At 69.8% G+C, this 14,699-nt stretch carries 12 protein-coding genes; 4 read left to right on the forward strand and 8 right to left on the reverse strand.

The window, feature by feature from the left end:
- Nucleotides 1-98: 98 nt before the first annotated feature.
- Entirely contained in the window at nt 99-3,821 is a 3,723-nt protein-coding gene (gene putA, locus JL101_RS27885; RefSeq protein ID WP_203103103.1) for a bifunctional proline dehydrogenase/L-glutamate gamma-semialdehyde dehydrogenase PutA, read from the forward strand.
- Between the two features lie 15 nt (nt 3,822-3,836).
- On the opposite strand, the gene JL101_RS27890 is transcribed toward putA, so the two are convergent.
- Entirely contained in the window at nt 3,837-4,871 is a 1,035-nt protein-coding gene (locus JL101_RS27890) for an SDR family oxidoreductase (protein ID WP_203103105.1), read from the reverse strand.
- A gap of 239 nt (nt 4,872-5,110) precedes the next feature.
- Between JL101_RS27890 and JL101_RS27895 the strand changes: the two genes are divergently transcribed.
- Complete coding sequence (locus tag JL101_RS27895; protein WP_228435204.1) at nt 5,111-5,494, forward strand: c-type cytochrome; 384 nt, start codon at nt 5,111-5,113, stop codon at nt 5,492-5,494.
- A 48-nt stretch (nt 5,495-5,542) separates the two neighbouring features.
- Here the strand turns inward: JL101_RS27895 and JL101_RS27900 are convergent, their stop codons facing one another.
- Complete coding sequence (locus JL101_RS27900; protein ID WP_202680853.1) at nt 5,543-5,845, reverse strand: 4a-hydroxytetrahydrobiopterin dehydratase; 303 nt, start codon at nt 5,843-5,845, stop codon at nt 5,543-5,545.
- Nucleotides 5,846-5,903: 58 nt separating this feature from the next.
- Between JL101_RS27900 and JL101_RS27905 the strand changes: the two genes are divergently transcribed.
- Together JL101_RS27905 and JL101_RS27910 are read left to right on the forward strand one after the other, a co-directional pair.
- Nucleotides 5,904-6,320, forward strand: a complete 417-nt coding sequence (locus JL101_RS27905; protein WP_203103107.1) for a metallopeptidase family protein — start codon at nt 5,904-5,906, stop codon at nt 6,318-6,320.
- A gap of 13 nt (nt 6,321-6,333) precedes the next feature.
- A complete protein-coding gene (locus tag JL101_RS27910; RefSeq protein WP_203103109.1) occupies nt 6,334-7,086 on the forward strand; it encodes a class I SAM-dependent methyltransferase in 753 nt (250 codons plus the stop codon).
- Nucleotides 7,087-7,254: 168 nt separating this feature from the next.
- Here the strand turns inward: JL101_RS27910 and JL101_RS27915 are convergent, their stop codons facing one another.
- From JL101_RS27915 to JL101_RS27940, 6 genes are all read right to left on the reverse strand, one after another.
- Complete coding sequence (locus tag JL101_RS27915) at nt 7,255-8,091, reverse strand: transglutaminase-like domain-containing protein (RefSeq protein ID WP_203103111.1); 837 nt, start codon at nt 8,089-8,091, stop codon at nt 7,255-7,257.
- A gap of 94 nt (nt 8,092-8,185) precedes the next feature.
- The gene (locus JL101_RS27920) at nt 8,186-8,725 is read right to left on the reverse strand and encodes a hypothetical protein (protein WP_203103114.1); all 540 of its coding nucleotides are present in this window, start codon (nt 8,723-8,725) and stop codon (nt 8,186-8,188) included.
- A 160-nt stretch (nt 8,726-8,885) separates the two neighbouring features.
- Complete coding sequence (locus JL101_RS27925) at nt 8,886-10,283, reverse strand: sensor histidine kinase (protein WP_203103116.1); 1,398 nt, start codon at nt 10,281-10,283, stop codon at nt 8,886-8,888.
- 89 nt (nt 10,284-10,372) lie between these two features.
- Complete coding sequence (locus JL101_RS27930; RefSeq protein WP_203103118.1) at nt 10,373-11,359, reverse strand: CorA family divalent cation transporter; 987 nt, start codon at nt 11,357-11,359, stop codon at nt 10,373-10,375.
- A 59-nt stretch (nt 11,360-11,418) separates the two neighbouring features.
- Nucleotides 11,419-11,556, reverse strand: a complete 138-nt coding sequence (locus JL101_RS27935) for a hypothetical protein (protein ID WP_203103119.1) — start codon at nt 11,554-11,556, stop codon at nt 11,419-11,421.
- Nucleotides 11,553-14,417, reverse strand: a complete 2,865-nt coding sequence (locus JL101_RS27940) for a [protein-PII] uridylyltransferase (protein WP_203103120.1) — start codon at nt 14,415-14,417, stop codon at nt 11,553-11,555. The genes JL101_RS27935 and JL101_RS27940 overlap by 4 nt, the downstream gene beginning before the upstream one ends.
- Between the last annotated feature and the right edge of the window lie 282 nt (nt 14,418-14,699).

Below are 14,699 nucleotides of genomic sequence, written 5' to 3' on the forward strand. Positions count from 1 at the left end.
TTATGGCTGAAATTCCGCCAAAGTCGGAGCCTATGCCTACTGCCGTTCTGGAATAATCCAGGTCATCGAGTTTTGACCCGAGGGGGAGTGCCGGAGCGATGGACCAGGCGGTGCTGCGCGAAGAAATCAACAGGGCCTATTTCGCCGACGAAGCCCTCACCGTCCATCAACGCAGGGAGGCGATCCGGCTGGACCACGCCGCCCGGCGCAGGATTACCGACCGGGCCGAAGCGATCGTCCGCCGGCTGCGCACCGACCCGACGCCCAACCTGATGGAGACCTTCCTCGCCGAGTACGGCCTGTCCACGGACGAGGGGGTGGCGCTCATGTGCCTGGCCGAGGCCTATCTCCGGGTGCCCGACGCGCCGACCCTGGACGCGCTGATCCGCGACAAGATCGGCGGCGCCGACTGGTCCAAGCATGCCGGCGAGACCGACAGCCTGCTGGTCAGCGCCTCGACCTGGGCGCTGATGCTGACCGGCAGGATCTTCCGCAACGACTCCCCCGCCGGCCCGCAGGTCGCGGGCACCCTGCGCCGCCTGGTCCAGCGGGTGGGCGAGCCGGTGGTCCGCTCCGCGGTCGCCCAGGCGATGAAGGTGATGGGCCAGCAGTTCGTGCTCGGCCGGACCATCGAGGAGGCGATCCGGCGCGGCGAGTCGCGGCGCGCCAAGGGATACCGCTTCTCCTACGACATGCTGGGCGAGGCGGCGCGGACCGGCCCGGACGCCAAGCGCTACTGGGACAGCTACGCCGCCGCGATCGACGCCATCGCGCGCCATGCCGACGCCAGGGCGCCCGTCCACGACAATCCCGGCATCTCGGTCAAGCTGTCGGCGCTCCACCCGCGCTACGAGGCCACCCAGCGCGACCGGGTGCTGGCGGAGCTGGTGCCGAGCCTGCACGCCCTGGCGGTCAAGGCCAGGGCCGCCAACATCGGCTTCAACATCGACGCGGAGGAGGCGGACCGCCTGTCCCTGTCCCTCGACGTGATCGAACGGGTGCTGGAATCGCCCGACCTTGCGGGCTGGGACGGCTTCGGCGTGGTGGTCCAGGCCTATTCCAAGCAGTGCCTGCCGGTCCTGCGCTGGGTCCGGGCGCTGGCCGACCGGCTCGACCGCAAGCTGGCGGTGCGGCTGGTCAAGGGCGCCTACTGGGATTCGGAGATCAAGAATTCCCAGGTGCTGGGCCTGCCGGGCTATCCGGTCTTCACCCGCAAGACCTCGACCGACGTCTCCTATCTGGCGGGTGCGCGCTTCCTGCTGGACAACCGCGACCGCCTCTATCCCCAGTTCGCCACCCACAACGCCCAGACCGCCGCCGCGGTGCTGGAGATGGCCGGCAACGACGGGGGCGGGTTCGAGTTCCAGCGGCTGCACGGCATGGGCCAGGCGCTGCACGACCGGCTGCTGGAGGAAGCCGGCCGGCCGTGCCGCATCTATGCGCCGGTCGGCGTCCACAAGGACCTGCTGGCCTACCTGGTGCGCCGCCTGCTGGAGAACGGCGCCAACTCCTCCTTCGTCCACCAGCTCCTGGACGAGGACGTGCCGCCGGACGTGCTGGTCCGCGACCCCATCGCCGCGACCGAGTCGGCCGCCTTCATCCCGAACCCGAGGATCCCGCTGCCCCCGGACCTGTTCGACGGCGAGCGGCGCAACTCCGCCGGCTGGAACCTCAACAATCCCGTGATGGAAGCCGAGGTCGAAGCCGGGATGGCGCCGTTCCGCACCGCCCGCTGGACCGCGGCGCCCCTGGTCGGTGGCTCCGCCCTGGACGGGGAGGAGTTTCCGGTGCTGAACCCGGCCGACCGCGCCGACCGGGTCGGCACGGTCCGGCAGGCGGACAAGGAGGCCGCCGGCCGCGCGCTGGAGGTCGCCGCCGCCGCCTTCCCGGCCTGGCGCGACCGGGCGCCGGCCGACCGCGCCGCGATCCTGGACCGCATCGCCGACCTCTACGAGGCCAGCACCTTCGAACTGATGGCGATCCTGACGCGCGAGGCCGGCAAGACCCGCATGGACGGGGTGCTGGAAGTCCGCGAGGCGGTGGATTTCTGCCGCTACTACGCGGCGCAGGCCCGGCGGACGCCGGACGGTTCACGGGGGCAAGGACAGGGACTGGGGCCGTTCGTCTGCATCTCGCCGTGGAACTTCCCGCTGGCGATCTTCACGGGCCAGGTGGTCGCGGCCCTGGTCGCCGGCAACACCGTGATCGCCAAGCCGGCCGAGCAGACGCCCCTGGTCGCCGCCCGGGCCGTGGCGCTGATGATCGAGGCCGGCGTGCCGCCCGAGGTCCTGTCCCTGCTGCCCGGCGACGGCGCCACCGTCGGGGCCGCCCTGACCGCCGACCCTCGGACGGCGGGCGTCTGCTTCACCGGCTCGACCGAGACGGCCATCCTGATCGACCGCGCGCTGGCGACCCACGGATCGGCCCGCGCGCCGCTGATCGCCGAGACCGGCGGCCTGAACGCCATGATCGTGGACAGTACCGCCCTGGTCGAGCACGCGGTCCGCGACATCGTCAACTCGGCCTTCCAGAGCGCCGGCCAGCGCTGCTCGGCGCTCCGCGCCGTGTTCGTCCAGTCCGACATCCGGGACCACCTGCTCGCCATGCTGGAAGGGGCGGCGATGGAGCTGCGGGTCGGGGATCCCTGGAACCCCGCGACCGACGTCGGCCCGGTGATCGACGCGGAGTCGCGGGGCATCATCGAGGAGCATTGCCGAAACTTCGCGAAGGCCGGGCGGGTGCTGTTCCGCCACCCGCTACCCGGCACCGGCGGGGACGGGCTGTTCGTCGCCCCCACGGCGATCGCCCTGGACCGGTTCGACGCGCTGGAGCGGGAGATCTTCGGCCCCGTGCTGCACGTCGTTCCGTTCGAGGCGCACGAGATCGACCGGGTGGTGGATGCCGTCAACGCCCGCGGCTACGGCCTGACGCTGGGCATCCATTCCCGCCTGGACGACCGGGTCGAGGAGATCTGCCGGCGCGCCCGGGTCGGCAACATCTATGTCAACCGCAACCAGATCGGCGCGGTGGTCGGCGTCCAGCCGTTCGGCGGCGAGGGCCTGTCCGGCACCGGGCCGAAAGCCGGCGGCCCGCACTATCTCGCCCGCTTCACCCGTCCCGTCCCGGCGTCCCTGCCGGCGGCGGCCGGCTTCGTGCCGCCGGCCGGCCCGGGCGAGGGGGCAGGCGATGCCGCCGCTTTCGCCACGGCCGCCCGGCTGGCCGGGCCGGACTGGGACGCCCGCACCGACCGCGCCGCGGTCCTGGGCCGGGCAGCCGCCCTGCTGCCGGCGGCTTTGCGGCCGACGGCCGAGGCGGCGCTGGCGGCGGCCTCGCCCGCCTTCGCGCCGGCGGAACCCTTGCCCGGCCCGACCGGCGAGAGCAACCACCTGACCCTGCACGGCCGGGGCATCGCCCTCTGCCTGGGCGGGGGTCCGGACCCGGCCGGAGCCCTGGCGGCCCAGGCGTTCCTGGCGTTGGCCGCGGGCAATGCGGCGGCGCTCGCGGGGAGCGGTCCCGCGGCGGGCACCGTCGTCGCGGCCCTGCGCAAGGCCGGCGTTCCCGACGGCGTCGCCGCCGCGGTGACGGTCGCCGACGCCGCCGGAACGCTTCGGAGCTTCCCCGGCCTGGGCGTGGTCGCGTTCGAGGGGACCGACGCGGAAGCCGTCCCGCTGCGCCGGGCGCTGGCGGAGCGGGACGGCCGGCGCGTGCCGCTGGCCTCGCTTGACGACGGCGTCGAGCGGTTCGCGACCGAGCGGGTCGTCAGCATCGACACGACCGCGTCCGGCGGCAACGCCTCGCTGCTGACGCTGGGCGACGGCTGAGCCGGAGACCCTGCCTCAGTCGTACCCCAAGTCCCGGTGGCGGAGTTGACGCCCGCCGCCGACCATGAGGGCACCCAGCGCCGCGACCCCGGCCACCAGGGCGGCGGCGGCGACGGGATGCATGGCGGCCGTGGTATAGTAGCTCCGCTCCCGGACCAGGCTGTGCCGGCCGGCGCGCTCATCGCCGTCATGCCCCGCCGGGCCGTACAGGTTGTCGGTCCGCCGCCGCAACGGTCCGCCGCTCCGCTGCCAGCCCGGGGCCACCGCCTCCATGACCCGGTCGGTCAGGCGCGGTGCCAGGGCCTCCGACAGGGAGATCAGCTTGCCGGCGCTGCCGACGGTCAGCTCCCGCACGGGATGCTCGGCCGCGTGCAGGATGGCTTCGGCGACCATCTCCGGCGCGTAGACCGGAGGTGGGTTCAGCGGCTCCGCGCCGGTCAGGCTCCGGGCGTGCTCCTCCAGCTGGGTATCGACCGCCGCGGGCTTGATCAGCGTGACCGAGACCGGGGCGCCGTCGGCCTCCAGTTCCATGCGCAACGCGTTGGTGAACCCCTTGACCGCGTGCTTGGTCGCGCAATAGGTCGCCTGGAGCGGCACCGCCCGGTCGGACAGCACGCTGCCCACGTTGACCAGCGCGCCGCCCTGGCGGCGCAGGTGCTTGGCCGCGATGCGCGACCCGATCACCGTGCCCCAATAGTTGGTCTCGAACAGCCGCCGCTGGTCCTCCATCGGGGTGTCCTCGACCTTGCCGTAGATCGAGGTGCCGGCATTGTTGACCCAGGTGTCGAAGCCGCCGAACTCGCGGAGCGCCGTCTCGGCCAGCCCCATCATGGCGTCCTCGTCGGCGACGTCGGCCACCGCGAAGATCGCCTGGCCGCCGTCGCGGCGGATGTCGGTCTCGACCTCGCGCAGCGCGTTCTCGTCGCGTGCCGCCAGGATCAGGCGCGCACCGCGCCGGCCGGCCATCCGCGCCGTCGCGAGCCCGATGCCGCTGCTGGCGCCTGTGATCACGATGACCTGGTCTTCCACGGGTTTCAGTCGTACGCGCATGGGAAACCTTTCAAGGATTCGAAAAACATCGGCCACCAACAGCGCGGAGGGGTCCGGGGTTCCCTACCGGGCTTTCCATAAGGAAGATCCCGGGGCAGGGGGCGCGGCATAATAACCCTTCGATCATTGGTACTATTATCCGGCCCTTCCGCCCGGGCCTATAGTGCGCGGGCCAGGGTTGCGGTGGGGTGCCGGAATGGGGCCGGCCGCGGCAGCCCTGTTGAACAGAGGCAAACACCATGAGACTGCTGGCCCGAAAACTGCCGGTAATGATGCTGGCCCTCGCAGGCGCCCTCGCCGCAGGCCAGGCATCGGCGCAGACCAAGTCCATCCCGGACAGCCATCCGTTCCGCCAATGCGCCGGCTGCCACTCGCTGGACACCTCCGCCAACGCCTTCGGCCCGACGCTGATCGGCGTCTATGGCCGCCAGGCGGGGGCGGTGCCGCGCTTCGCCTATTCCGAGGCGGTGCAGAAGTCCGGCGTGGTCTGGAACGACGAGACGCTCCGCAAATGGATCGCGGGCAACGACACCTTCATTCCCGGGACGCGCATGCGCCACGTCGCCATCACCGACAAGGCGCAGCAGGACGAGCTGATCGAGTTCCTGAAGGCCCTGAAGTGACCTCCCGGCGGGACGGGCGGCCCGGCGGTCCGCCCTGTCCCGCCGCGCTCAGCGATCGTGCTCCAGCGCGATGCCGTCCATGTGGTGGGCCAGTTCCACGTCGCGCTCGGACAGGCCCTCCACCTCGTGGGTGGCCAGGATCACCTCGACCCGGTTGTAGACGTTGAACCATTCCGGGTGGTGGTCCATCTTCTCCGCCTTGAGGGCGACCCGGGTCATGAAGCCCCACGCGGTCGCGAAGTCGGGGAAATGATAGGTCTTGCGGATCGCGTCGCGATCCTCCACCTCCGACCAGCCGTGAAGCTCCGCGAGTGCCGATTGACGCCTGGCACCGACCAGTTTCTCGACCATATTGAGCCTCCCTCTTTATCGTGTCATCTCCAGCGGTCGATCAGGAGAATGCGCCCCCATGACCAAGCAAATCAATGCCTCGCCGATCAACGCGCCGACCATCGCCGACATCGAGGAACTGGCCGACCAGGCTCTCCGGACCATCCCGCCCGAACTGCTGCGCTTCGTCGGCAACGTGGTGATCCATGTGGAGGACTTCCCCGACGAGGAGACCGAGCGGGAGATGGAGCTGGACTCGCCGTTCGACCTGCTCGGCCTCTACCGGGGCGTCGACCTGGCGCACAAGAGCGTCACCGCCACGCCCAGCGACCTGGACATGATCTATCTCTACCGCCGCCCGCTGCTGGACTACTGGTGCGAGACCGGCGAGGATCTGGCCCACTTGGTCCGCCATGTCCTGATCCACGAGATCGGCCACCATTTCGGCTTCTCCGACGACGACATGGACGCGATCGAGGCGAGCGTACCGGACTGAACGGCGCCACCCGATGGATTTCGCGCTTTTCTTCGAACTTCACCACGACCTGCCGCGCCAGGCGCCCGGATCGGACGCGCTGACCGCGCAGGCGCTGGGCATCGCCGCCGCCACGGGTCTCCTGCCGCATGCACCTGCCATCCTGGATGCCGGTTGCGGCCCCGGCCGGTCCGCGCTTCTGCTGGCGCGGGAGACCGGCGGGCGGGTCGCGGCGATCGACCTGCACCGGCCCTTCCTGGACGAACTGGCCGCCCGGGCCGCCTCGGAAGGGCTGGCGGACCGGATCCAGCCGCTGGCGGCCGACATGGCGGCACCGCCGTTCCCGCCGGGATCGTTCGACCTGATCTGGTCCGAGGGGGCGATCTACTCGATCGGGTTCGGCGCCGGCCTGCGGGTCTGGCGCCCGCTGCTGAAGCCCGCCGGGCTGGTGGTGGTCACCGAATGCGCCTGGCTGACCGACTCCCCTCCGGCCGAGGCGCTGGAGTTCTGGACCGAGGCCTATCCCGCCATGACCACCGTCGAGGGCAACCGGCGGCTCGCGGAGGAGGCCGGCTATCGGGTGATCGACGCCTTCACGCTGCCGCGCGAGGCCTGGTGGAACGAATACTACGCGCCGCTGGAGGCGCGCATCGCGGCGTTCCGCCGGCGCCACGCGGAGGACGGCGCCTGGGCGGAGGTGCTGGACGGATCGCAGCGGGAAATCGACCTCCACCGCCACCACGGCGACAGCTACGGCTACGTCTTCCTGATCCTGGCCCGATCCTAGAGCGTTACCCGACCCGGCCCGCCTTGTTCGAAGCCGGCATGGAATGAAGAAAATCGGCCACGGATGACGGCGATATCCTCAGATGATCCGGTCCGTATCTTTGTCCATCGCCGTAATCTGTGGCAAAAACCTGAATCACGCTTGCCTCGCCCCCGCCGGGGTCCCGCCTCAGCGCTCCGACAGGCTCACCGCGTCGGTCGTCAGCGGCCCGTCGGCGGCGCGTTCGGGCGAGCTGATGGCGACCTCCATCTCGTCCGGCTTGGCCTTGCCGAAGAAGGACGAGAACGACACCTCGGCGGCGTCGCGGCCGACTCCGATCCGGATCAGCCCGTCCAGCGCCGCCTTGCGGGTCGCGTCGAACAGGTACCAGCGCCCGCCCAGGAAGGCCTCGAAGGTCGCGTGGAAGTCGGGAGGGTCGAGCCGGAAGGCATAGGCGCTGACATAGCGCGCCGGAATGTCCATCGCCCGGCACAGGGTGATCCCGAGATGGGCGAAGTCGCGGCAGACGCCGGCATGGTCGATGATCGTATCGACCGCCGAGGTCGTCCCGTGGGAGCTGCCCGGCAGGTATTCCAGGTTGTCGTGGATCCAGTTGCAGATCGCCGTCACCCGCTGGTGGCCGGGAGCGAACCCGCCGAACTGGCGGAAGGCGAAGGCGCGCAGCCGGTCGGACTGGCAGAAGCGCGACGGGTTCAGGTGCGGCAGCACGTCGAGCGGCAGGTCGATCGGCGCCACCTGGCCGACCCCGGCGGGGTCCTCCACCAGCGGGTCCAGGTCCACCTCGGCCCGGTATCGGACCATCAGCTTGCCGGGAGGGGCGACGACCTTGAAGAAGCGGTTGCCCGACTCGCCCATGGTGAAGCGGTCGACCTCGCGCCCGCCGTCCAGGTCCAGGTGCTCGTCCAGGATCACCTGGCGATCGAACTGGGCGGGCTGAAGGTTGAAAAAACAGACCGTTTCTTCCTCGACGTCGTAACCCAGCTTGCAGCTTACCGAATATTTCATGACGGCCTCCACGACGCGCACCGGTTGGAACGGCGTCACAACGCCGGACGGGCGGCGCTGTTCCCAGCGGAAGCGGCCTTAACCCCTATCCGCCCTAAAGACCGCCCAGCATGAGCTGTTTGTCGTCCTGCTTGAGCCTGGGGGCCGGCTTCTCCGGAGCCTTGGCATCGGCCCGCCGGACGGCCCGCGTCGCCTCCGCCAGCTTGGAGCCGGCATCGGCGGCATCCTTCTTCCCGGAAGCCGCCTTCCGCGCGCGGGCCGGCTTCTCCGCCTTCACCGGCCTGGCCGCCTTGCCGACGCCGCGGGCCGCCCGGTCCAGCGCCGCGTCGCGGTCCTGCGCCTCGGGTGACTGGGGATCGCCGCTCAGCCATTTGCCGCGCTTGATCACCTCGTTGACGCGGCCCTGGTTGACCCCGACCTTGAAGGCGATCTCCTGCTGCGTCATCTTGGTCCTCTCATGAAGATCCAGGATCTCGCGCGCCAGTTCGGGCGTCATCTTGCGGCCCGTTACTCGCCGGGCCGGCGCCACGGACCGTTTCGCACGGTCGCGGTCCTTCAGTTTTTCCAGGATGGCGAGGGCGGAGTCCATCCCCTGCTCGCGCAATGCTTCCTCGAATTCCTTGAGTGTCGTCATGCCAGGCACACTCCCGAGTCATCGGCGCCGAATTCGTAATCGAATTCACCGGGACCGACCGCGCGACCGGTCTCTTCCCGACACGAATATTAAGTGTCTTCGACGCATATCAACAAGGGGGAATCGGAACAGTTGCGGAACGCCGGCGATCACTGCGCCGTCATGCCGCGACCGGAAGCTCGACCGTCACCGTCGTGCCCTGGCCGGGGGCGCTGTCGATCCGCAGCCTGCCGCCCTGCAAGCCGACCAGGGCGTCCACGATGGGCAGTCCCAGCCCGGTGCCCTGCCCGGCATTGGCGTAGATGTTGAACGACTGCTCGAAAGGCTTGAGCAGCCTGGGAATCTCGCTCGGGTCCATGCCGATCCCGCTGTCGGTCACGATGAACCCGACGCGTCCGGGGTCCAGCCCGACGATCCGCAGGCTGATCATGCCGCCGGGGCCGGTGAACTTGACCGCGTTGGACAGCAGGTTCAGCAGGATCTGGCGCAGCGCCTGGGCGTCGGCCATGCACCGGGGCGCGGGCTGCGGATCGTGGGCGATCGTGATCCGCTTGGCCAGGGCCGCGTGGCTGATGACCCGCAGCATCTCGTCCGCGATCGGCAGCGGATCGACCGGCGCCACCGCCACCTCCAGCTTGCCCGCCGACGCCTTGGAGATGTCGAGGATCGAGTTGATCAGCCCGAGCAGGTGCGTGCCGGAGGAATGGATGTCCCCGGCATATTCCAGGTAGCGCGGGTGCCCCAGCGGCCCGAAGATCTGGTTGCGCTGCAATTCGCTGAAGCCGAGGATCGCGTTGAGCGGCGTGCGCAGTTCGTGGCTCATCATGGCGAGGAACTGCTCCTTGGCCCTGCTGGCGTCCTCCGACCGGTGAAGCGCCTCCTCCAGCTGCCGGCCGCGCTGGACCAGGTCGCGGTTCAGCCGCTGGACCGCCATCATCAGCAGGCAGAAGACCAGCAGGATGCTGCTCAGGATCGACACCAGGAAATGCACGGCGTGCGCCGGATAGCGGCCTATGTGGTCGGGCACCGGCGGCTCGACCAGGGTCGAGGCCGCGCGCGCCGCCAGCGTCAGCCCGGCCACCGCGAACAGCGCCGCCGCGGTCAGGACGGTTGCCCGCATGTTCGGCCCCGCCACCCGCAGCAGTTCCCGCGCGGTCAGCAGGCAGCCGGCGCACAGGGTCAGGGACAGGGCCACGATCCGGATCGCCACGTCGTCCCGGACCAGGGTGAACCAGGCCTGGAACAGCACCAGCAGGACCACCGCCGCGACCGCGTGCCGCCAGCGCGAAGGATTCTCCCCGAACTCGCGGACGCCGTTGTAGAAGAAGCCGAAGCTCAGCACGATCATCCCGTTGGAGACCAGGATCGCCGGAACCTCGGGAAGGGTGCCGCGCATCGTGGACACCAGGGTGCTGGCGCCCAGCAGGAGCGTCGCGACGGTCCAGTGCCTCAGGCCGGGAAGGCTGCGGTTGGCCGACCAGAACACCAGCATCAGGCCGCCCAGCGCAACCGAAACCAGCGAATGCACCAGGACCAGTGTGAAGATATCGATGTTCATCGGCGCGAGCTTGCAGGGACTCCCACCCTGATAAACCAACACCGATTGATTTCATATGGATACTATATGAGGGTGCCGGAATCCTCGGCTCAGAACCAGTGCTTCACCTTCAGCAGAAGCAGCGTCGCGACCGCCGAGGCGACCATCAGCAGCAGCACCCAAAGGAAGGAATGGCCGTCGTGGGTTCCCGGCAGCCCGGCCACGTTCATGCCGAAGATTCCGGTGACCAGCGTCATGGGCAGGAAGATCAGGGTCACGATCGACAGCCGGAACAGGTTGCGGTTCCCCTCCTCGGCCAGCTTGGCGTACAGCTCGTCCTGGAGCACCTTGGCGCGGTCCTCGGCGGCGCCCAGGTCCTCCGCGACCGAGGAGAAGCGGTCCACCGCCTCCCGCAGGTCGTAGGTGTCGTCGGACGACCACCAGCCCGGCGGGTGGCTGAGCAGCCTCGCCAGCGCCTGGCGCTGCGGCCGCAGCTGACGGCGCAGGCTGACCGCCTGCCGGCGCAGGTTGCCCAGCTGGCTGCGCAGGTCCGCGGAGGAACCGGCCAGCAGCGCGTCCTCGATCTCGTCCAGGGTATCGGCCATCCCCTTGATCACCTTCTGGAAGCTGGCCGCCAGATGGTCGATCAGGGCGCCGATCAGCTCGCCGGTGCTGGCCGGCCGGAACCCGTCCCGGATGTCCAGCCGCAGCTTGTCCACCGCGGTCAGCGGGTGGTTGCGCGAGGTGATCAGCATCGTCCGCGTGAACCAGACATGCAGGGTGCCGATATCGCCGCTCTGGCCGGAGAAATCGTGCTGCACGTCGCTCAGGGTGCCGATCAGCCCGTCCTCGCAGCGCTCGAACCGGGGACGCACGTCCTCGATCGACACCAGCACCGCGCGCACCGTCTCCGGCAGGTGGCCGCGCTCGGCGATCCAGGTGCGCATCGGCCAGACCGCAATGTTCAGGTGCGCCCAGACGAAGCCGTCCGGCGTGCGCAGCAGGTCGGCCAGCACCGGCAGCGACAGCTCCCGCGCCGTGCCGTCCTGGCCGAAGCCGTAAGCGCAGATCAGCCCGTTGGCGAGTGTATCGGTCATGCCAGGCGCGCCGCGTCCATGGGTTTCCTGCCGCAGATGAACGTTCGGGAAAAGCGACCTCAGAACGGGATGCCGACCCGCCAGCGCGTCGGGCTGGCGCTGCCGCCGCTGACCTCCACGTTGGGGGTCGGGACGGCGCAGGCCGCCAGCAGGACGGACAGGGCCAGGGCGGCCAGCAAGGCTGCGTGCCGCGTCATTCCGCCGCCGACTCGGCCGGGGTCTTGCGCCGGGGAACCGCCGGCTTCTTCTGCCGGGAGCGCGCCCGGCTGCGCTCCGCCGCGGAGAACCGGCCGCTGTCCGCCTGGGCCTCGGCGACCGGGTCGCTGAGCGCGGTCAGGACCTTCTCGCGGATCTGGGCCAGCTTGCTCTCGTGCGTGATCTTCAGCCCGAACACGTCCTTCACATAGAACACGTCGATCGCCTTCTCGCCATAGGTCGAGACCTTGGCCGAGGAGATCTGGAGGCTGAGGTTGGTCAGCGCCCGGGTCACGTCGTACAGCAGGCCCGGCCGGTCGCGGCCGTTCAGCTCGATCACGGTGTGGGTGGTGCTGGCCTTGTTGTCGATCAGCACCCGCGGCGGCACCTTGAACACCCGCGTGCGGTTGTTGAACGCCGGCTTGCGCTTCGCCAGCTCCTGCAGCGGGCGGAGCTGGCCGGACAGGGTGCGCTCGATCATGACCGACAGCTTGGCCAGCTTGTCGCCGCTGTCGAACGGCCCGCCGGCGGCGTCCTGGACCGAGAAGACGTCCACCGCCATGCCGTTGGTCATGGTGAAGATCTTGGCGTCCAGGATGGTGGCGCCTGCCAGCGCGAAGGCGCCTGCCAGCCTGGAGAACAGGCCCGGATGGTCGTGGGTGTAGATCGTCACCTCGGTGACCGCTCGGCCGCGGTCGATCCGGGTGTCCACCGTCAGCGGCGCGCCGTCCCGGTCGGCGTTGCGCATCAGCCGGGCGTGGCGGGCGTGGGTCTCGGGATCGAAGCTCAGCCAGTAGGCCGGGTAGCCGTGGGCCAGGTGGCTCTCGATCTCGGCCTCGCTCCAGTCGCCCAGCAGCCCGCGCAGCGCCGCCTGGGCGGCGTTGACCCGGCGCTCGCGCCGCTGGGCGCTGACCACGCCGGACATCAGGTCCTCGGCGCGGTGGTACAGCTCGGCCAGCAGGGTGGCCTTCCAGCCGTTCCAGCGGCCGGGGCCGACCGCCCGGATGTCGGCGGTGGTCAGCACCAGCAGCAGCCGCAGCCGTTCCGGCGACTGGACCAGCTCGACGAAGTCGCGGATGGTCTTGTCGTCCTCCAGGTCGCGCTTGAAGGCGGCGTCCGACATGGTCAGGTGCCAGCGGACCAGCCAGGAGACGGTCTCCGTCTCCTCCGCGCTCAGCCCCAGGCGCGGGCACAGCTTCTCCGCCACCTTGGCGCCCAGCACGCTGTGGTCGCCGCCGCGCCCCTTGGCGATGTCGTGCAGCAGCATCGCGACATACAGCGCCCGGCGCGACACCAGCTTGTGGATCACCTCGCTGGCCAGCGGCAGCTCGTCCCTCAGCCCGCCCGACTCGATGTCGTGCAGGATGCCCAGCGCGAACAGGGTATGCTCGTCCACCGTGAAGACATGGTACATGTCGTACTGCATCTGGGCGACGATCCGGCCGAAATCGGGTACGAACCGCCCCAGCACGCCGGCCTCGTTCATCCGCCGCAGCGGCACCTCCGGGTCCTTGCGCGAGGTCAGCATCTCCAGGAACAGCCGGTTGGCCTCCGGGTCGGACCGCAGCTTCGGCCCCACCGCGCCCAGCGCGCGGGTCAGCGCCCGCAGCGCGTTGGGGTGGATGTCCAGCCCGTTGACCTGCGCCACGTGGAACAGCCGGATCGTGTCCACGGGGTTGTCCTTGAACTGCCGGTCGTAACGCACGTTCAGCCGCTCGCCGTCCAGCAGGAAGCCCTCGATGTCCTTGCGCGCCAGGGCGATGCGCAGCAGGCTGAAGCGCGGCTGGCGCTTGGCCTCCGCCTCCAGGTTGGCGCAGAAGATCCGGGTCAGGTCGCCGACATCCTTGGCGACCAGGAAATAGTGCTTCATGAAGCGCTCGACCCCGATCAGCCCGGCATGGTCCACATAGCCCAGCCGCCGGCTGATGTCCGCCTGCACGTCGAAGGTCAGCCGGTCCTCGCCCCGTCCGGCCAGGTAATGCAGGTGGCAGCGCACGGTCAGCAGGAAGTCCTGCGCCTTGGCGAACTTGGCGACCTCCTCCTCCAGCAGGACCCTCTTGTCCAGCAGCTCGGAGACGTCGTCCACCTGGTAATAATACTTGGCGATCCAGAACAGGGTCTGCAGGTCGCGCAAGCCCCCCTTGCCCTCCTTGATGTTGGGCTCCAGCACGTAGCGGCTGTCGCCCAGCCGGCGGTGGCGGGCGTCGCGCTCGGCCAGCTTGGCCTCGATGAAGGCGGGGCCGGTCCCGGTCGCGATCTCCTTGGTGAAGCGGCGGCGCAGCTCGGCGTACAGCTTCTCGTCCCCGTGCAGGAAGCGCGACTCGAGCAGGCTGGTCCGGATCGTCACGTCGCCCTTGGCCTGCCGGATGCACTCGTCCACCGAGCGCACGGCATGGCCGACCTTCAGCCCCAGGTCCCACAGCATGTAGAGCATGTATTCGAACACCTGCTCGACCCGCGGCGTCCGCTTGTAGGGCAGCATGAACAGCAGGTCCACGTCCGAGAACGGCGCCATCTCGCCCCGCCCGTAGCCGCCGATCGCCACGATCGCGAAATGCTCGCCCGACGTCGGGTTGGCGACGGGGAAGATGCAGTCGGCCGTGTGCTGCGCCAGCGCGCGGATGACCTGGTCCATCAGGTAGGCGTTCTGGCGCACGCAGTCGGTGCCGGTCCCCCCCGCCTCCAGCCGCCGCCGCACCTCGACGCGCCCGTCGTCCAGCGCCTTGCGCAGGGCCGCCAGCGTATGGGGGCGCAGCGCGGCGCCCGTGCCGTGCTGCTCGGCCAGGGACTGGAGCTCGGCGACCAGGCGGCGCTTGGAGACGATGGCCCGGCGATCGGGGATGGTTTCGGAAAGGGTCAGCATGTCGACTCAACGCACTCACGGTCTGGACGGCACCGTCCGACCGGTTCGCTCCGGCGGGACCACACCTGGTTCACCCATCGGTCGGGTTCGCCCGGGATATGGGGCGGCCGGCGGGTGGGATTACCCGTTCTAAGGAAGATAGTGTAAAGATTCCGATCCCGCACCGCCGGTATTGCTGCCATTAGCGCGGAAGATGGGTGCCGCCGCTTCCGGAAAACCGCCCGCGCGCCGGAATGCCCCTTGCCAGTCGAGAAGGAAGCGGGGACAAAGTCCGCTCCCTCT

The organism is Skermanella rosea (assembly GCF_016806835.2).
Classification (GTDB): Bacteria; Pseudomonadota; Alphaproteobacteria; order Azospirillales; family Azospirillaceae; genus Skermanella; species Skermanella rosea.

Excerpts from the sequence above, each read along its gene's own strand:
- putA (WP_203103103.1), top strand. The coding sequence starts at position 99 with ATGGACCAGGCGGTGCTGCGCGAAGAAATCAACAGGGCCTATTTCGCC.
- JL101_RS27890 (WP_203103105.1), bottom strand. The coding sequence starts at position 4,871 with ATGCGCGTACGACTGAAACCCGTGGAAGACCAGGTCATCGTGATCACA.
- JL101_RS27895 (WP_228435204.1), top strand. The coding sequence starts at position 5,111 with ATGAGACTGCTGGCCCGAAAACTGCCGGTAATGATGCTGGCCCTCGCA.
- JL101_RS27900 (WP_202680853.1), bottom strand. The coding sequence starts at position 5,845 with ATGGTCGAGAAACTGGTCGGTGCCAGGCGTCAATCGGCACTCGCGGAG.
- JL101_RS27905 (WP_203103107.1), top strand. The coding sequence starts at position 5,904 with ATGACCAAGCAAATCAATGCCTCGCCGATCAACGCGCCGACCATCGCC.
- JL101_RS27910 (WP_203103109.1), top strand. The coding sequence starts at position 6,334 with ATGGATTTCGCGCTTTTCTTCGAACTTCACCACGACCTGCCGCGCCAG.
- JL101_RS27915 (WP_203103111.1), bottom strand. The coding sequence starts at position 8,091 with ATGAAATATTCGGTAAGCTGCAAGCTGGGTTACGACGTCGAGGAAGAA.
- JL101_RS27920 (WP_203103114.1), bottom strand. The coding sequence starts at position 8,725 with ATGACGACACTCAAGGAATTCGAGGAAGCATTGCGCGAGCAGGGGATG.
- JL101_RS27925 (WP_203103116.1), bottom strand. The coding sequence starts at position 10,283 with ATGAACATCGATATCTTCACACTGGTCCTGGTGCATTCGCTGGTTTCG.
- JL101_RS27930 (WP_203103118.1), bottom strand. The coding sequence starts at position 11,359 with ATGACCGATACACTCGCCAACGGGCTGATCTGCGCTTACGGCTTCGGC.
- JL101_RS27935 (WP_203103119.1), bottom strand. The coding sequence starts at position 11,556 with ATGACGCGGCACGCAGCCTTGCTGGCCGCCCTGGCCCTGTCCGTCCTG.
- JL101_RS27940 (WP_203103120.1), bottom strand. The coding sequence starts at position 14,417 with ATGCTGACCCTTTCCGAAACCATCCCCGATCGCCGGGCCATCGTCTCC.